Here is a 16,675-nt window from a genome sequence, read left to right on the forward strand (position 1 = left end):
CTACGCTATATAATTAAGCCCTTTCAGGGCACCAATAAATATATAATTGTAAGGCTTTCAGCCTAACCGATAAATTCTCATTTAACCGATAAATTCCCATTTACCGGCGTAGCGCCGGAGCAAGGTTTCCATTCGGTATTCCCTGAAAGAGATACAGTTCCACCCTTTAGGGTATGTCTAAAACGATAACATGCCGAATGGAAACCTTGTTGGGGCGCTACGCCCCTAAATTCCCATTTAATTAAGAACTGCATAGAAACGAGTTAAACGTTGCGCTAATGAATGGGTCAAGGGTGAGGGGTGGTGAGGGTAGATTTATAACCTTTTATTTTATTATTTTCTATACTATCTCCTTTTTTTATCTATAAAAAAATACGAAAGTTATAAATCTACCCTCACCACCCCTCACCCTTGACCCATATCTTATAATAAAAAGATAACGGAGAATCTTAAAAACTCAATCATCTTTTTCAGATTTACCACAACGTTTCCAGAATACTCCATTATTTTATTCAAAACGGTACCGGCATGAACAAGATTCCCTTCTGTGGCCTCTGCGTCCTCTGTGGTGAATAAATGAACTTTATAAAGCGACTATTGTTTTCTTCAAACCTAAACTTTTAACGAATAAGCATTATGAAGATACAGACGGGACGAGGAACAATTCCTCTTATCACTTTAATTGCCATTTGGTCTATTTCGGCATTGACTTCATTGCCGGGACTCGCTGTTTCACCTATATTGGGTGACCTTACAAAGATATTTCCGAAAGCTACGGATCTGGACATACAGATGTTGACATCACTGCCATCATTGCTCATCATACCTTTTATATTGCTGGGTGGTAAACTGACGGAGAAAGTCGATTATGTCCGTGTATTGAAAGTCGGACTCTGGCTTTTTGCCGCAAGCGGTGTTCTGTATCTGATATCCAATCGAATGTGGCAGTTGATTGTGGTTAGTGCTCTGCTCGGCATCGGGTCCGGACTTATTATCCCTTTGTCTACCGGATTGGTTTCCAGATATTTTGTGGGAACTTATCGGGTGAAACAGTTCGGGTTGAGTTCGGCCATAACTAATTTTACGTTAGTGATAGCAACTGCCGTGACGGGCTATCTGGCAGAAGTCAGTTGGCACCTGCCTTTTCTTGTTTATCTTCTTCCGTTGGTTTCCATTCTGCTGGTGGGACATTTGAAAGAAGACCGGTCCGGAGAAGCCGCTTTAACGGCATCTTCTTCGTCTGATACTGCTACTACTACGGCGGCAAATGTAGCAACTGCGAATGCGGCGACGGTGACTGTGCCGGAGACGAGTTCAGCGGACGACAGCAAAGCTGCCCGACAGTCTGCCATAGACATTGGAGGCAGTAAATATGGTATTCACATCAAGCATCTGATAGAACTGATGCTTTTCTATGGGGTGATTACATATATCGTAATAGTAGTGATCTTCAATCTGCCTTTCTTAATGGAAAAGCATCATTTCTCCAGTGGTAATTCCGGACTGATGATTTCGCTTTTCTTCCTGGCTATCACGGCTCCGGGCTTCTGTCTGGATAAAATTGTAGGCTTGCTTAAAGAACGTACGAAGGCATATAGCCTGTTGTCGATGGCATTGGGACTATTATTAATCTGGATAGCTCCGATAGAGTGGCTGATTATTCCCGGGTGTATTCTGGTCGGTTTAGGGTATGGCATTATCCAGCCTATGCTTTATGACAAGACCACGCAGACCGCATTACCGCAAAAGACCACATTAGCTTTGGCATTTGTGATGATGATGAACTACCTGGCTATTTTGCTCTATCCCTTTATCGTCGATTTTTTCCAGTGGGTATTCCATACCCAATCGCAAGAGTTTCCGTTTATCTTTAATCTGCTGATTACTGTTGTTACTCTTTTCTGGGCATACCGGCGCCGTCATACCTTTTTGTTTAACGACCAATTGAAATAAAAAATGAAGAATAAGAAACTGGAAGCCAATCTTAGCATGGCCGTCTCGAAAGTTTTTAGCGGGTTAAATATGAATGCCCTGAAGTATCTTCTGCCTTTGTGGATGAGTCCGCTGACAGGAGCAACCCTTCGCTGCACGTTTGCGGCAGCAGCCTTTTGGGTAATCGGGTGGTTTATGCCTCCGGAGAAATCATCCGCCAAAGATAAATGGCTCCTTTTCCTGTTGGGGGCCTTGGGACTTTATGGCTTTATGTTTCTTTACCTGGCCGGATTGAGTAAAACAACTCCTGTTTCCAGTTCCATTTTTACCAGCCTCCAGCCTATTTGGGTTTTTCTCATGATGATATTCTTTTATAAGGAGAAGGCGACCACTAAAAAAATAATAGGAATTTCTATCGGCTTGATAGGAGCATTGGTTTGTATTTTAACCCAGCAAAGTGATGATTTGGCGTCCGATGCTTTCACGGGAAATATGCTTTGTCTTCTTAGCTCTGTGGTATATGCTGTCTATCTGATTCTTAGTCAGCGTATCTTGACTGCTATCGGAGCAATAACCATGTTGCGCTATACTTTTTCCGGTGCTGCTGTATCTGCTATAATAGTAATGTTCATTACGGGATTTGATGCTCCGGTATTCTCCATGCCGTTCCATTGGACACCTTTCCTTATCCTGATGTTCGTATTGATTTTCCCGACCACTATCAGTTATATGTTGTTGCCTGTCGGTTTGAAATATCTGAAGACAACGGTGGTTGCTATCTATGGTTATCTGATTCTGATTGTGGCAACTATTGCCTCCCTTGCTTTGGGACAAGACCGTTTTAGCTGGACGCAGACGTTTGCCATTATTTTTATCTGTATCGGAGTTTATTTGGTAGAAGTTGCCGAAAGTAAGGAGCGATAAAAGTTTCTCGGTGTGGAACAGGTTGTTCCTCGGTGAGGAACACTTCGTTTCACACCGGGGAACACTTTGTTTCAAGGCATGGAATAAAAAAAGAGCGTCCTTCACAGAACGCTCTTGCTTATTTCATCATCATGTTTTATAGAGAGGAGTTGATTGCTTGTGCTATGGACTTGAATTCTTCATCCGACAATTTCAGTTTCGGATTCGAGAACAACATATCCGATTCCTTTTGAATAGGAATTAAATGAATATGTGCATGAGGAACTTCCAGTCCGATAACCGCTTCGCCCACCTTTTTACAGGGGAAAGCTTTTTCAATGGCACGGGCCACTTTCTTTGCAAATACATGCATAGCAGCCAGGTCCTCATCGCTCAAATCGAAAATATAGTCTACTTCCTGTTTGGGCACCACCAATGTGTGTCCCTTTACCAACGGATTGATATCGAGAAACGCAAAAAACTTTTCGTTTTCCGCCACCTTGTAGCAGGGGATTTCGCCTGCGATGATTCTACTGAATATTGTTGCCATAACTTTTATTGATAAATGAAGGCAAGCCCCACAAGGAGACCTGCCTTTACGTTAAATTGATATGTTTACTACTTCCAATGCAATTTTACCTTGTGGAACAGTGATTTCGGCTACATCACCCACCTTCTTGCCAAGCAGACCTTGTGCAATCGGGGTGTTAACGGAAATCTTTCCTTCCTTCAGGTTAGCTTCACTTTCGGAAACGATGGTATAAGTCATCTTCATACCGTTCTTTACATTCTTCAGTTCCACTTTATTTAAAATCTGTACAGAATCTGTTTTCAGCTTAGATTCATCAATGATTTTTGCGTCTGCAATGGTAGCTTTCAATTTGTTGATGCGCATTTCAAGCATACCCTGCGCCTCTTTGGCGGCATCGTATTCTGCATTTTCCGACAAGTCTCCTTTATCTCTGGCTTCGGCTATTGCCGCAGAGATCTTCGGGCGTTCCACTGTTTCCAGTTCCTTCAGTTCCGCCATCAGTTTCTTGTAACCTTCTTCTGACATATAAGCCATGATGTTTTCCTCCTTTAATTGTTTTAAATGGTCATATAAACAAAAAAGAATTCCAACATGAGCCATGTTGGAACCCTCTTATCATTATTTCTTTGCAAAGATAGACTTTTAAGTGATACGTGTCAAGTGAAAAAAGATGCTATGTAACATATTTAAATGAAATATGCTAAATTATAACAACTTAGAGCAATGACTTGACAGCTGCTTCCAAATCCTTGATATCTTCGCCGCGAAGCTTTAATTCGTTGTTACGGTTAATCAAAAAGATAGATGGAACTTGACGAACATTATATACAGCCACGTTGGTAGAATACACTCCGTTTCCATCGCGTACACAAACCCAAGGAAGGTTGTCTGCCGCAGTTTTCCAGTAGTGTTCGTCCGCATCGAGAGATACCTGATATATTTCCAGTCCTTGTTTTGCGTATTCATTATATAGTTCGCGAAGCATCAGGTTGTGAGGAGAACCGGCAGGCGACTGGAATACAGAGAAATCGAGCAATACGACTTTTCCTTTCAGGTCGGTCAGTTTGCGCACATTTCCTTTCACGTCACGCAGGGCGATGTCGATAATGCCGGTTTCCACTATTTTCTCTTGAGGAATCTCCAATGCTTTTGCCTGTGGCTGGCGCGTGTTCTTCATCCCCTTAATTACAATATTATAAAGGTTCTTGGAACGTACGGCATGAGGGAACGCATTGTTGAGGCTCGTAGCAACAGCAGCGAAGCATTTCACATCATCTTTATTGTTCAACGGATCGAATATCAGATAATTATTGAGTTTCTGGAACAGGGCAAAGTAAGCGGCTGCCGTGTTGGGAGCAGCGAAAATATAGTTCACTTTGACATCTTCCTTATAATTGTTGAGCAACGTTGCCAGACTGTCTTCAAATACATCATGCCCCATTCTGTTACTGCGTAAAGCTGCCAGCAAGTCGTCCACCTCTTTTTGCAGGCGGATCTGCTTCAGCGTCAGCTCTTTTATCTTGTTGCTGTTTTCCGAACCTTCCACCGTGTAAGTAGTGGAGAAATCCACATACGGAGCTTTGATCTGAATCGTTTCGATAGAATCTACAGAAAAATTGATGATTTTGTCGTCAATCCGCAAACGATAAAATTCGGGTGATTCGGGACGAGGCTGCTTGAAACTGAATGTACCTTCCCCCTTCAGCTTCACTGAATCGAGCGGAACAATACCTTCCAGACCGGAAGCTTCGAGATAAAGCATTTTACCATCGGCTCCTGATACATCCCCGTTCACCTGGAATTTAGGACCGGAACTACAAGCAGTAATAGTAAGTGCGGCGAGCGCTGCAAAAGTAACCTTTTTCATATAGTGTGTGTTATTAACGAGATGCAAATATACTTCTTTTCGAGATTAGTCAAAGCATTTTGCCGGGTTCTTCATCCTAATTTTGAAAAAAAATCAGTTCACCACTAACTTTTTACCTCATTTCCACCTGATTACCACGATAAATGTATATCTTTGCAGGAATTTTGAAAGAAAAAGTATAGATAAAACAATTTTTATGATTAACCCAATTGTTAAGACAATCGAGTTACCTGATGGAAGAACCATCACACTCGAGACGGGAAAGTTGGCAAAACAGGCAGACGGTTCTGTAATGCTTCGCATGGGCAACACCATGTTGTTAGCTACTGTTTGTGCCGCTAAAGATGCAGTTCCCGGAACAGATTTTATGCCTTTACAGGTAGAGTACAAAGAAAAATTTGCGGCATTCGGCCGTTTCCCTGGTGGTTTCACCAAGCGAGAAGGTAGAGCTTCTGATTATGAGATTCTGACTTGCCGTCTTGTAGACCGTGCTCTCCGTCCTTTATTCCCCGATAATTATCACGCAGAGGTATATGTGAACATCATCCTCTTTTCTGCTGATGGTGTGGATATGCCGGATGCATTGGCAGGACTTGCCGCTTCTGCAGCACTTGCCGTTTCAGATATTCCTTTCAACGGACCGATCTCTGAAGTGCGTGTAGCGCGTATCGACGGTCAGTTCGTTATCAATCCTACTTTTGAACAACTGGAAAAAGCTGACATGGACTTGATGGTAGCCGCTACTTATGAGAACATCATGATGGTAGAAGGTGAAATGCATGAAGTATCTGAAGCTGAATTGCTGGAAGCAATGAAAGTGGCTCACGAAGCTATCAAGATTCATTGCAAAGCGCAGATGGAGTTGACTGAAGAGGTTGGAAAAACTGTAAAACGTGAATACAACCACGAAGTAAACGACGAAGACTTGCGCAAGGCTGTTCGCGAAGCATGTTACGACAAGGCTTACGCAGTTGCCGCTTCCGGAAACAATAACAAACACGAACGTTTTGCTGCTTTCGAAGCGATCCGCGAAGAATTCAAAGCTCAATTCTCTGAAGAAGAGTTGGACGAAAAGGCTGCATTGATCGACCGTTACTACCACGATGTAGAAAAAGAAGCCATGCGCCGTTCTATTTTGGACGAAGGTAAGCGTCTGGATGGTCGTAAGACTACCGAAATCCGCCCGATCTGGTGTGAAGTAGGTCCTCTGCCTGGCCCTCACGGATCTGCTATCTTTACTCGTGGTGAAACACAGTCATTGACTTCTGTTACTCTGGGTACAAAACTGGATGAGAAGATTATCGACGATGTTTTGGAACACGGAAAAGAACGTTTCTTGTTACATTATAACTTCCCTCCTTTCTCTACAGGCGAAGCAAAAGCACAACGTGGTGTAGGCCGTCGTGAAATCGGTCACGGTCACTTGGCTTGGCGTGCTTTGAAAGGACAGATTCCTGTTGACTATCCGTATGTAGTACGTGTGGTTTCAGATATCCTCGAATCTAACGGTTCTTCTTCTATGGCTACCGTATGTGCCGGCACATTGGCATTGATGGATGCAGGTGTGAAGATCAAGAAACCGGTATCGGGTATCGCTATGGGATTGATTAAGAATCCGGGCGAAGAAAAATATGCTGTATTGTCTGATATCCTGGGTGACGAAGACCACTTGGGAGATATGGACTTCAAGGTGACCGGAACAAAAGACGGTATCACTGCTACACAGATGGATATCAAGGTAGACGGTCTGTCTTATGACATTCTGGAACGTGCTTTGAACCAGGCTAAAGAAGGACGTATGCATATCCTTAATAAGATTACTGAAACAATTGCTGAACCACGTGCCGACCTGAAAGAACATGCTCCACGTATCGAAACGATGACAATTCCTAAAGAATTCATCGGTGCTGTGATCGGCCCTGGTGGAAAGATCATCCAAGGTATGCAGGAAGAAACTGGTGCTGTGATTACTATCGAAGAAATTGATGGTATGGGACGCATCGAAGTTTCCGGAACAAACAAGAAATGTATTGATGATGCAATGCGCATGATTAAAGCAATCGTTGCTGTTCCTGAAGTAGGCGAAGTTTATAAAGGTAAAGTTCGTTCTATTATGCCTTATGGTGCATTTATCGAATTCTTGCCGGGCAAGGATGGTTTGCTGCACATCTCCGAAATTGACTGGAAACGTCTGGAAACAGTAGAAGAAGCCGGAATCAAAGAAGGTGATGAAATCGAGGTAAAACTGATTGATATCGATCCGAAAACTGGCAAATTCAAACTTTCAAGAAAGGTTTTGTTGCCAAGACCGGAAAAGAAGTAAGAAAGCGATAGCTTCTATATATAATGAAGGCTGTTTCAAATTTAATTTTGAAACAGCCTTCTTTTTTTCTATCAGCATACTTCTTTTAGCCTTTTCACCACAGAGGACGCAGAGGCTATAATTATCTCTAAACTAGAACTCTGAAAACTCTATGTCCTCCGTGTCCTCTGTGGTGAAATAGTTCGTTTATGAAACAAGAATGAGGTTTCCGCCTAAAACTAGGTTTTACAGGAGATGATTTCTGTATATCTTAAAAAATAAGATTTCTTATTAGTATCCTCCGGAGTTGAACTGTTTTATATATAGAGTTAGTATATATTAGATTTATCCAGTTTATTAAAACCTTTAAAAAGATGAAAGACACCTTATTATATCCTCCCCAAAAAAGAATCGGAAAGTACCCCCATACTTCCCGATTCGAAACAGTCAAAAATCGACCTTAATCAATTTATTAACTTAACACGTCGCAAAGATATGAGAAAAATTTCTTTGAAAGAGCTTTTTTATTTAAAAAGTTTATGATACAGGCAAATATACCTGTTAATAAGGTCGTTTTTCTTGCTTTAAAACCAAAGCTTCACTCCTTTTAAAGGAACGCCCCCTTCCTTTAAAAGGAAGAGGCCGTTGGTTCTAAAGAAATCTGGTGGGGTGTTTATATAGAAATTTGGATTAATGATTTTTCAATTATATAAATCCGTTTACAAGTTTGTTTTATACTCCTCTTTTATTCGTATTATGTGTGCTAAGTTCTTTTCCAGTAATTCATTTAGCTCATTATCCGAAAAACATTCTCCTAAATAGATCGTGCTTTCTGTTTCAAAATCAAATGATTCGTCGTCTTCATTCACAACAATCTCAATTTTTCCTTGTGCATCTGTAGAGATCACTGCATTGTATTTAGTCATCAATTCTTTGAGCTCTTTTATGAACCTGTATTCTTTATTTGTCAATATTCTTTTCATGTTCGTAAGCTCTTTTGTTTTGTTGCCCTTTCGTGCGGTAAAGTTCGTGATAATTTAACACATTATACGCTGTTTGAAGTATTCATTTTATTCTATTTGTCAGGTTGTAATATTCATTTTATCCATATTATCACATCTATTCGTTTTTTTCGTATATTTGCTTCGAGCGAAACTTTTCATTTGTATATTTGTTGGATTTTAAAAAGAAAGAAAATAAAAATGGAAACAGAAGAATTGACAATTGGGAGAGTCCATCACGGACGCAATATACGTCGTACCCGTATTGAAAAGAATATGAACCAGGAGGGTTTGAGTGAATTAGTACATCTCTCACAACCTGCTGTTTCTAAATATGAGAAGATGAAGGTGATTGATGATGAGATGTTGCAACGCTTTGCACGTGCATTGAATGTCCCTTTCGATTATCTCAAGACTTTGGAGGAGGATGCACAGACGGTGGTGTTTGAAAATAATACGGTGAATAATTCAGAACAAAGTGCAGGTGGGGCAAACATCAGCATGGGTATAGTTAAGTCTGATACCGAAGATAGTATTAATGATAGTCGAGTTAACAACTTCAATCCTATCGACAAAATCACTGAACTCTACGAGCGTCTTTTAAAAGAAAAGGATGAAAAGTATGCAGCATTAGAACGCCGTTTGCAGAATATTGAAAAAAGTCTGCAGAAATAAGAGACAGATAAATTGAAAGGAATCGCAATATGATGAAACAAATACCTTACGGAATAACTGATTTTAGCCGAATTCAGAAAGAGAATTATTATTATGTAGATAAGACAATGTTCATTGAAAAAATAGAGATGCAACCGCCTTATCTGTTTCTGATACGTCCCCGTAGATTTGGGAAGAGTCTGACTTTGGCTATGTTAGAGGCCTATTATGACGTAAATCATGCTGAACAGTTTGACGAGTTGTTTGGTCAGCTATACATAGGTCGGCATCCGACGAAGCTCCACAATCAGTTTCTCATCATGCGATTTAATTTTTCGGAAGTGAGTTCCAATGTCAATGAAGTAGAGCTATCGTTTAAGCTGCATTGTTGTAGCAAACTTAAAGATTTTGTCTTTAAGTATGAAGATTTGTTAGGAAAAGAAATTTGGGATGTTCTTGATGAGAAAATACAAGAAGAACCCGGTGCTTTTCTGTCTGCGATTAATTCCTATGCTACCCGTAAGAAAAATATTCGTATTTATTTACTTATTGATGAATACGATAATTTCACCAATACCATTCTTTCAACTTACGGTACGGAGTTTTACAGAAAAGCAACGCATGGCGAAGGTTTTATTCGTGGCTTCTTTAACGTGATAAAATCTGCCACTACCGGAACCGGAGCTGCTCTTGAACGGTTGTTTATTACCGGAGTGAGTCCGGTGACGATGGATGATGTAACTAGTGGCTTTAACATCGGAACCAATATCACAAATGATTCATGGTTTAATGATTTGGTTGGATTCAGTGAGAAAGAATTGCGTGAGATGTTGACATATTATAAAGAGCAGGGAGTGCTTCAAGAATCTATAGATGAAATAGTTGCCATGATGAAACCCAATTATGACAATTATTGCTTTAGTGAAGATACATTGGAACAGTGTATGTTTAATTCTGACATGGCACTTTATTTTCTGAAATCTTTTGTACTTCATCATAAAAAGCCTAAAGAAATTGTAGACCCTAACATTCGCACTGACTTTAACAAGTTGGCATACTTGATAAAATTAGATCATGGATTGGGAGAGAATTTTTCTGTTATAAAGGAAATAGCCGAGCAAGGAGAGATTATTACTGACATTGTTACTCATTTTTCTGCATTGGAGATGACGGACCCCAGTAATTTCAAGTCTTTATTATTCTATTTCGGACTTCTTTCCATCAAAGGTGTAGATATGGTGGGAAGACCCATCCTGCATGTACCGAATTTAGTTGTAAGAGAGCAGCTTTTTAACTTCTTGATACAAGGCTACATCAAGCATGATATCTTTAAAATAGACATGAACAAGATGAGTGCTTTATTTGAGAATATGGCTTTCAGAGGAGATTGGAAACCTTTGTTCGATTTTATCGCCAACGCTGTTCGTGAGCAAAGCCGTATCCGTGAATATATTGAAGGTGAAGCGCACATTAAAGGCTTCTTGCTTGCTTATTTAGGAATGTATCGTTATTATCAACTTTATCCGGAATACGAATTGAATAAAGGCTTTGCAGATTTCTTCTTCAAACCTAGTCTGTCGGTTCCCGTACTTCCTCCTTTCACCTATCTGCTTGAGGTGAAATATGCAAAAGCCGGTGCTTCGGAAAAAGAAATACGTGCCCTTGCTGATGAGGCGCGCGAACAGTTACTTCGTTATAGTGAAGATGAGCTGGTGGCAGAAGCCAAGGCGAAAGGTGAACTGAAGTTAATTACTATTGTTTGGCGTAGCTGGGAGCTTGCCTTGTTGGAAGAAGTAACTCTTTCTTAAGAAATAAGTACCATAAATGTTACTACAAGGTTTGCGGTTCATCCATTTTACCTAATTCTTGAAATGCTGAGAAATAAGGAGATAGCAGGTAAAAGTATAGAGTAAAATAAGATGAAACCGATAGAATCGATAAATCAATAGTTTATGTTACTTGTAAACTTGTATCGGCAATTCTCCTTTCAATGCTCCTATGGCGTTAAAAGCTAACGACTTCATTTCATTCTCTCCCGGATAAACATAGATGGGAGCCAGGAAAGAGATTCTTTTTTTCAGCCTTGAAACCACATAGTCCGAATAAGCGATTCCTCCTGTCAGGAGGATAGCATCTACTTTCCCGCAAAGTACAGTAGCACTGGCGCCTATCGCTTTTGCAACATTATAAATCATGGCGTCCAGTATCAGTTCCGCCTTTTTATCTCCTTCTTCTATCGATTGGATGATGGCAGGCACATCGGTCGTACCTAAATGAGCAGTCAATCCGGCACGTCCGGAGATACGTTTCTTCAATTCGTCTTTGGTATGCTGACCGCTAAAACAAAGGTCGATCAGTTGACCGGCAGGAAGTGTGCCGGCGCGTTCCGGTGAGAAAGGGCCTTCACCATCCAACGCATTGTTGGCGTCGATGGCTCTTCCATGGTGATGGACTGCGACAGAAATGCCTCCTCCTAAATGGCAGATGATTAAATCCAACTCTTCGTATTGCGTCCCTTGCTCTTTGGCGAAACGCCGCGCGATTGCTTTTTGGTTCAAGGCGTGCCAGATGGTAATTTTCGGCATTAACGGAGAACCTGTAATGCGGGCTATATCTTCCAGTTCATCCACCACTCCCGGATCAGCGATGAAAGCCGGGCAATCGGGTAGGGTGGCGGCCAGTTCACTGGCAATCAGTCCTCCTAAGTTGCAGGCATGGGTACGCATGGCATGCACTGTATCACGTTTCATGGCATCGTTCACCTCATACACTCCGCCCGGTATCGGTTTCACCAAACCTCCGCGTCCAATGATTGCGTCAAAGGAAAAAGGGATCTTGTTATTCTCCAATTCTTGTAATACCAGATTTTTCCGGAATTCAAACTGATCTATTACCTCGGGAAAAGCGGACAGTTCTTCTACGGAATGTTTTATATTGCTGATAAACAACGGAGTTTCGTTTTCGTAAACCGCAATCTTTGTAGAAGTAGAGCCGGGGTTGATAACCAGTATTTTCATGAATGGTGAGTTTTAAATGGTGAATTTAGAATGATGAGTTGGTGACCTGACTGGCCTGTTTTCTGCACTCGCAATCTCCTGACACTTGTAAGCATGCCATCGCAATGCTATAATATTTGGACAAGCCGGAATCGCTACGCGACGGAAGTACTACAGGACAAATAGGCCCTTGCAGTAATCCTGCCATCTCTGCTTTTGCAAACAGGGAGACAGATTTGTAGAATGCATTGCCCGATTCGATGTTCGGGAATATCAGTACGTCTGCCTGTCCGTTGATAGGAGATACAATCCCTTTAATATCACCACTTGCCTGTTCGCACGCAGTACGTACATCCAGCGGGCCGTCAATAATCACATTTCCGAATTCTCCCGCTTCGGCAAGCTCTACGATATTCACATAATCTAATGAATGAGGGAACTTGGCACTCACTTTTTCCGTACAGTGAATCAATGCGACACGCGGCTGCTCGATGCCAAAGTGGCGGCAGGTACAGATAGCATACCAAATCATCTCTATGCGTTGTTGTAGCGTGGGACGCGGAATGACCGCAGCATCCGAAAAGAAAAGCAGTTTATGATAAGTAGGAATTTCCATCACTGCCAAATGCGTGAGGATTTTTCCTTTCGGCAACAACCCTTTTTCTTTGTCGAGTATGGCGTGCAGTAAGTTGTCTGTATTGATAATCCCTTTCATCAAAATATCGGCTCCCCCTTCGCGAACGATACGGACAGCCTCGCGTGCCGCTTCGTCCGGATTTTCGATATGGATAGTTTTTACATATTCGGGATATTGTTTGAGCGTGGGATATTTCTTCAGAATTGTAGAATCTCCAATCATAAGAAATTCTGCAATTCCCTCTTCCAGCGCACGAGAGATGGCATACTCTGTGTTAGGATCGTTGGCACAGACCACGGCAATTCGTTTTCTATGGTTTAGTTTTTTGAGATGGGCCGTTAGCTGGGCAAAATTTAGAATAGGTTCCATAACGTTAGATTTTTAGCAAATATCAGAAAAATGATTGAAAAAATAACGATTATAACCCGAAAAAATGCATCCGTTATGTAACATTTTGCTATATTTCATTTGTTTTGACTGTTGGATGTGCATGGAACCGTTTTTTCCTGTATTTTTGCAGATGAAAACAAATGCATCCGGGCAGTCTGGTATTTTATCAACGAAAGTCAATTAAATAAGAATATATATGGATATTCAATTTCCTTCCTTTTTGCAGAAAGGTGATAAAGTGGTTATTGTATCACCTTCGAGTAAGATAGACCAACAATTCCTGAAAGGAGCCAAGAAACGGATTGAATCATGGGGCTTGAAAGTGGCTATGGGAAAATATGCCGGAAGTTCATCCGGGAGATATGCCGGAACAATCAGGCAACGGCTGAAAGATTTGCAGGACGCGATGGACGACCCTAAGGTGAAAGCTATTCTGTGTAGTCGCGGAGGGTACGGGGCGGTACATTTGATTGATAAAATTGATTTTACGGCTTTTCATGAACATCCGAAATGGTTACTGGGTTTTAGCGATATAACGGCGTTGCACAATCTGTTTCAGAAGAATGGATATGTTTCCCTACATTCATTGATGGCCCGTCATCTTACGGTAGAACCGGAAGATGATCTTTGTACGAACTATCTGAAGGATATCTTATTTGGAAATATCCCTTCTTATACGTGCGAGAAGCACAAACTAAATAAGCAGGGGACTGCGCAAGGCGTTTTGCATGGTGGTAATATGGCGGTAGCATACGGTTTGCGGGGAACTCCATACGATATTCCGGCAGAAGGGACGATACTGTTTATTGAAGATGTCAGCGAACGTCCGCATGCCATCGAGCGTATGATGTATAATTTGAAATTGGGAGGCGTGCTTGAAAAACTGTCCGGACTGATTATCGGCCAATTTACGGAATATGAAGAAGACTGTTCGTTGGGTAAGGAATTGTATGCAGCTTTGGCGGATTTAGTAAAAGAGTATGATTATCCGGTCTGCTTTAATTTTCCGGTAGGACACGTGACTCATAATCTGCCGCTTATAAATGGCGCAAAAGTGGAACTTGTGGTCGGAAAGAAAAATGTGGAACTGAAGTTTATATGTTAATAAACCATTCCATCTGAACGATGCTGTGATGAAAATAACTAATTTTGAAGCCCTAATAGATGAAAGGACGATGAAAAAGAAAACTATGATAGTATTAATGAGTGCCTTTTTGTTATTATCAGCATTCTCTTGCGGAGGAGGTAATAAGGCAAATAGTACGAGTGAACAAAGCGAAGAGACAGCAGTGAATGTACCTCAATTTGATGCGGATAGTGCTTATTTGTATGTAAAGAATCAGGTGGATTTCGGGCCTCGTGTTCCTAATACAAAAGAACATGTTGCCTGTGGCAATTACCTTGCCGGTCAGTTGGAGGCTTTCGGTGCTCAAGTGACTAATCAATATGCCGATTTGATTGCTTATGACGGAACTCTGTTGAAAGCGAGAAACATTATCGGTTCTTATAAGCCGGAAAGCAAAAAACGAATCGCTCTGTTTGCGCACTGGGATACACGTCCATGGGCTGATAACGATCCTGACGAGAAGAATCATAATACTCCGATTTTGGGTGCCAATGATGGTGCCAGTGGTGTAGGGGCTTTATTGGAAATAGCTCGCTTGGTCAATCAGCAACAACCGGAGTTAGGTATCGATATTATTTTGCTGGATGCAGAGGATTATGGTGCGCCGCAGTTCTATACGGGGCAGCATAAAGAGGAATTCTGGTGTCTCGGATCACAGTATTGGGCACGCAATCCTCATGTGCAGGGATACAATGCACGTTTTGGCATCCTGCTCGATATGGTGGGCGGTGAAGGTAGCGTGTTTATGAAAGAGGGATATTCTGAAGAATTTGCTCCCGATATAAATAAGAAAGTCTGGAAAGCGGCGAAGAAGATTGGCAACGGGAAGACGTTCATGGATGGTAACGGAGGATTTGTTACCGATGACCATCTGTTCATTAATCGCTTGGCACGTATTAAAACAATCGATATTATTCCATATAATCAGGAGGGTGACTTTACTCCGACATGGCATACCGTCAATGACAATATGGAGCATATAGATAAGAATACGTTGAAAGCAGTAGGCCAGACGGTATTGGAAGTGATCTATAATGAGAAATAACAGGATTAAATAATTATTTATAATGTCAATTAATGAATTACAGGACGAAGTGATTGCAGAATTCAGTGACTTCGACGATTGGATGGACCGTTATCAACTACTTATTGACTTAGGAAATGAGCAGGAACCACTTGAAGAAAAATATAAGACGGAACAAAATCTGATTGAAGGATGCCAAAGTAGGGTGTGGCTTCAAGCGGATGATGTAGATGGTAAAATCGTTTTTAAAGCGGAAAGTGATGCTTTGATAGTCAAAGGAATTATTGCCTTATTGATTAAAGTCCTTTCAGGACATACTCCTGATGAAATCTTGAATACAGATCTTTATTTTATAGACAAGATTGGGCTGAAAGAGCATCTGTCGCCAACGCGTAGCAATGGTTTGCTGTCGATGGTGAAACAAATACGAATGTATGCACTAGCATTCAAAGCAAAAGAGGGGAAGTGAAAAACTTCCCTTTTTTTATGGTTGCTTTCTGGAAGTCAGATTGTTCATGGTCAGTATGGTGCAGATAAGTAGCAGGATTGAACCGACCAGAGTGACGAGATACGGGCTACCGTTAATCAGGTCATCCATATTCTCGGCTTCGGGATATTTGATGCTAAGATATACGGATAGCGAGTTGTTGAGCACGTGCATGAGTATACAAGGTATCAGGCTGCCTGTTTTGTAATAAGTCCATGCCAGCAGGATACCGATCAGAAATGCGGGAAGGATCTGGGCTGGATTTATATGAAAGACGCCGAACAGAAGCGCGGAAATCAGAATGGCTTTAGTCGGATTGTATTGTTGAAGTAAAGCGCGGGTGATTGCTCCGCGAAACAAGATTTCTTCAAGTACAGGACCGATGATAGCTATTGCAAGAATACCGCCCCAACCGGATTGGAGAATGTCGAAAGATTGCTCCATGATGTTGGGTATCCAGTCTAGCAGTCCCATAAGTGCAGATACCAGAAAGCCAGCGGTGAGAATAGCCAGCCCGCTACAAATTAGGAATGGCACTGATACAGGCGACCATGTCGCTTTCTTTTTATTGATATAGCCGGCTTTCCATAGATAAATACCCATCATAATCTGACCGGCTAACTGGGCCGGAATCATAATCATTTGCGTCAGGGCAACCTTATCCAAATCTCCTGTGGTGACTAACAAATAGATCGTACAGGGAATCATAATCAGGATAGGGGCGACAATCTGCGCAATGAGAAGGTCTATTAATATCAGTTTGATAGCCGTTTTCATTGGTCTTTAGTTAGTTGTAAAGAAACTATAGATAAACATAGCTAACA

At 41.5% G+C, this 16,675-nt stretch carries 15 protein-coding genes; 8 read left to right on the top strand and 7 right to left on the bottom strand.

Going from position 1 to position 16,675, the window contains the following annotated elements; genetic code table 11:
- Positions 1–636 precede the first annotated feature (636 nt).
- Both KTR06_RS08840 and KTR06_RS08845 read left to right on the top strand, forming a co-directional pair.
- The gene (locus tag KTR06_RS08840; RefSeq protein ID WP_004316634.1) at positions 637–1,953 is read left to right on the top strand and encodes an MFS transporter; all 1,317 of its coding nucleotides are present in this window, start codon (positions 637–639) and stop codon (positions 1,951–1,953) included.
- A 3-nt stretch (positions 1,954–1,956) separates the two neighbouring features.
- A complete protein-coding gene (locus KTR06_RS08845) occupies positions 1,957–2,856 on the top strand; it encodes a DMT family transporter (protein ID WP_217290230.1) in 900 nt (299 codons plus the stop codon).
- Between the two features lie 136 nt (positions 2,857–2,992).
- On the opposite strand, the gene KTR06_RS08850 is transcribed toward KTR06_RS08845, so the two are convergent.
- From KTR06_RS08850 to KTR06_RS08860, 3 genes are all read right to left on the bottom strand, one after another.
- Entirely contained in the window at positions 2,993–3,385 is a 393-nt protein-coding gene (locus KTR06_RS08850) for an HIT family protein (protein ID WP_008026146.1), read from the bottom strand.
- Positions 3,386–3,436: 51 nt separating this feature from the next.
- The gene (gene greA / locus KTR06_RS08855) at positions 3,437–3,901 is read right to left on the bottom strand and encodes a transcription elongation factor GreA (RefSeq protein WP_032811363.1); all 465 of its coding nucleotides are present in this window, start codon (positions 3,899–3,901) and stop codon (positions 3,437–3,439) included.
- 181 nt (positions 3,902–4,082) lie between these two features.
- Complete coding sequence (locus tag KTR06_RS08860; protein WP_004316642.1) at positions 4,083–5,234, bottom strand: TlpA disulfide reductase family protein; 1,152 nt, start codon at positions 5,232–5,234, stop codon at positions 4,083–4,085.
- 196 nt (positions 5,235–5,430) lie between these two features.
- Between KTR06_RS08860 and pnp the strand changes: the two genes are divergently transcribed.
- Positions 5,431–7,557, top strand: coding sequence for a polyribonucleotide nucleotidyltransferase (pnp, locus tag KTR06_RS08865; RefSeq protein WP_117685059.1), 2,127 nt, complete (start codon positions 5,431–5,433; stop codon positions 7,555–7,557).
- A 698-nt stretch (positions 7,558–8,255) separates the two neighbouring features.
- Here pnp and KTR06_RS08870 read toward each other — a convergent pair.
- Complete coding sequence (locus tag KTR06_RS08870) at positions 8,256–8,519, bottom strand: hypothetical protein (protein WP_009040167.1); 264 nt, start codon at positions 8,517–8,519, stop codon at positions 8,256–8,258.
- A gap of 219 nt (positions 8,520–8,738) precedes the next feature.
- Between KTR06_RS08870 and KTR06_RS08875 the strand changes: the two genes are divergently transcribed.
- Together KTR06_RS08875 and KTR06_RS08880 are read left to right on the top strand one after the other, a co-directional pair.
- The gene (locus tag KTR06_RS08875) at positions 8,739–9,212 is read left to right on the top strand and encodes a helix-turn-helix domain-containing protein (protein WP_004316645.1); all 474 of its coding nucleotides are present in this window, start codon (positions 8,739–8,741) and stop codon (positions 9,210–9,212) included.
- A gap of 29 nt (positions 9,213–9,241) precedes the next feature.
- Positions 9,242–10,999: an ATP-binding protein gene (locus tag KTR06_RS08880; protein WP_120069103.1), complete on the top strand. Its 1,758-nt coding sequence runs from the start codon at positions 9,242–9,244 to the stop codon at positions 10,997–10,999.
- 147 nt (positions 11,000–11,146) lie between these two features.
- Here the strand turns inward: KTR06_RS08880 and buk are convergent, their stop codons facing one another.
- Both buk and KTR06_RS08890 read right to left on the bottom strand, forming a co-directional pair.
- A complete protein-coding gene (gene buk, locus KTR06_RS08885; protein ID WP_217290231.1) occupies positions 11,147–12,208 on the bottom strand; it encodes a butyrate kinase in 1,062 nt (353 codons plus the stop codon).
- Positions 12,209–12,233: 25 nt separating this feature from the next.
- Positions 12,234–13,193: a phosphate acyltransferase gene (locus KTR06_RS08890; protein ID WP_008026160.1), complete on the bottom strand. Its 960-nt coding sequence runs from the start codon at positions 13,191–13,193 to the stop codon at positions 12,234–12,236.
- Between the two features lie 217 nt (positions 13,194–13,410).
- On the opposite strand from KTR06_RS08890, the gene KTR06_RS08895 reads away from it, so the two are divergent.
- From KTR06_RS08895 to KTR06_RS08905, 3 genes are all read left to right on the top strand, one after another.
- Entirely contained in the window at positions 13,411–14,319 is a 909-nt protein-coding gene (locus tag KTR06_RS08895) for an LD-carboxypeptidase (protein ID WP_217290232.1), read from the top strand.
- 70 nt (positions 14,320–14,389) lie between these two features.
- Positions 14,390–15,385 (top strand): M28 family peptidase, encoded by a 996-nt coding sequence (locus tag KTR06_RS08900; RefSeq protein WP_004316652.1) that lies wholly within the window; start codon positions 14,390–14,392, stop codon positions 15,383–15,385.
- Positions 15,386–15,407: 22 nt separating this feature from the next.
- The gene (locus tag KTR06_RS08905) at positions 15,408–15,833 is read left to right on the top strand and encodes a SufE family protein (RefSeq protein ID WP_004316653.1); all 426 of its coding nucleotides are present in this window, start codon (positions 15,408–15,410) and stop codon (positions 15,831–15,833) included.
- A gap of 15 nt (positions 15,834–15,848) precedes the next feature.
- On the opposite strand, the gene KTR06_RS08910 is transcribed toward KTR06_RS08905, so the two are convergent.
- A complete protein-coding gene (locus KTR06_RS08910; RefSeq protein WP_074560091.1) occupies positions 15,849–16,628 on the bottom strand; it encodes a CPBP family intramembrane glutamic endopeptidase in 780 nt (259 codons plus the stop codon).
- Positions 16,629–16,675: the final 47 nt, after the last annotated feature.

Origin of the sequence: Bacteroides sp. MSK.20.12, assembly GCF_019052435.1 — a bacterium.
Lineage (GTDB): Bacteria > Bacteroidota > Bacteroidia > Bacteroidales > Bacteroidaceae > Bacteroides > Bacteroides xylanisolvens.

Bases quoted from the DNA above. Each gene is read 5' to 3' on its own strand.
- KTR06_RS08840 (WP_004316634.1), top strand. From the start codon at position 637: ATGAAGATACAGACGGGACGAGGAACAATTCCTCTTATCACTTTAATT.
- KTR06_RS08845 (WP_217290230.1), top strand. From the start codon at position 1,957: ATGAAGAATAAGAAACTGGAAGCCAATCTTAGCATGGCCGTCTCGAAA.
- KTR06_RS08850 (WP_008026146.1), bottom strand. From the start codon at position 3,385: ATGGCAACAATATTCAGTAGAATCATCGCAGGCGAAATCCCCTGCTAC.
- greA (WP_032811363.1), bottom strand. From the start codon at position 3,901: ATGGCTTATATGTCAGAAGAAGGTTACAAGAAACTGATGGCGGAACTG.
- KTR06_RS08860 (WP_004316642.1), bottom strand. From the start codon at position 5,234: ATGAAAAAGGTTACTTTTGCAGCGCTCGCCGCACTTACTATTACTGCT.
- pnp (WP_117685059.1), top strand. From the start codon at position 5,431: ATGATTAACCCAATTGTTAAGACAATCGAGTTACCTGATGGAAGAACC.
- KTR06_RS08870 (WP_009040167.1), bottom strand. From the start codon at position 8,519: ATGAAAAGAATATTGACAAATAAAGAATACAGGTTCATAAAAGAGCTC.
- KTR06_RS08875 (WP_004316645.1), top strand. From the start codon at position 8,739: ATGGAAACAGAAGAATTGACAATTGGGAGAGTCCATCACGGACGCAAT.
- KTR06_RS08880 (WP_120069103.1), top strand. From the start codon at position 9,242: ATGATGAAACAAATACCTTACGGAATAACTGATTTTAGCCGAATTCAG.
- buk (WP_217290231.1), bottom strand. From the start codon at position 12,208: ATGAAAATACTGGTTATCAACCCCGGCTCTACTTCTACAAAGATTGCG.
- KTR06_RS08890 (WP_008026160.1), bottom strand. From the start codon at position 13,193: ATGGAACCTATTCTAAATTTTGCCCAGCTAACGGCCCATCTCAAAAAA.
- KTR06_RS08895 (WP_217290232.1), top strand. From the start codon at position 13,411: ATGGATATTCAATTTCCTTCCTTTTTGCAGAAAGGTGATAAAGTGGTT.
- KTR06_RS08900 (WP_004316652.1), top strand. From the start codon at position 14,390: ATGAAAAAGAAAACTATGATAGTATTAATGAGTGCCTTTTTGTTATTA.
- KTR06_RS08905 (WP_004316653.1), top strand. From the start codon at position 15,408: ATGTCAATTAATGAATTACAGGACGAAGTGATTGCAGAATTCAGTGAC.
- KTR06_RS08910 (WP_074560091.1), bottom strand. From the start codon at position 16,628: ATGAAAACGGCTATCAAACTGATATTAATAGACCTTCTCATTGCGCAG.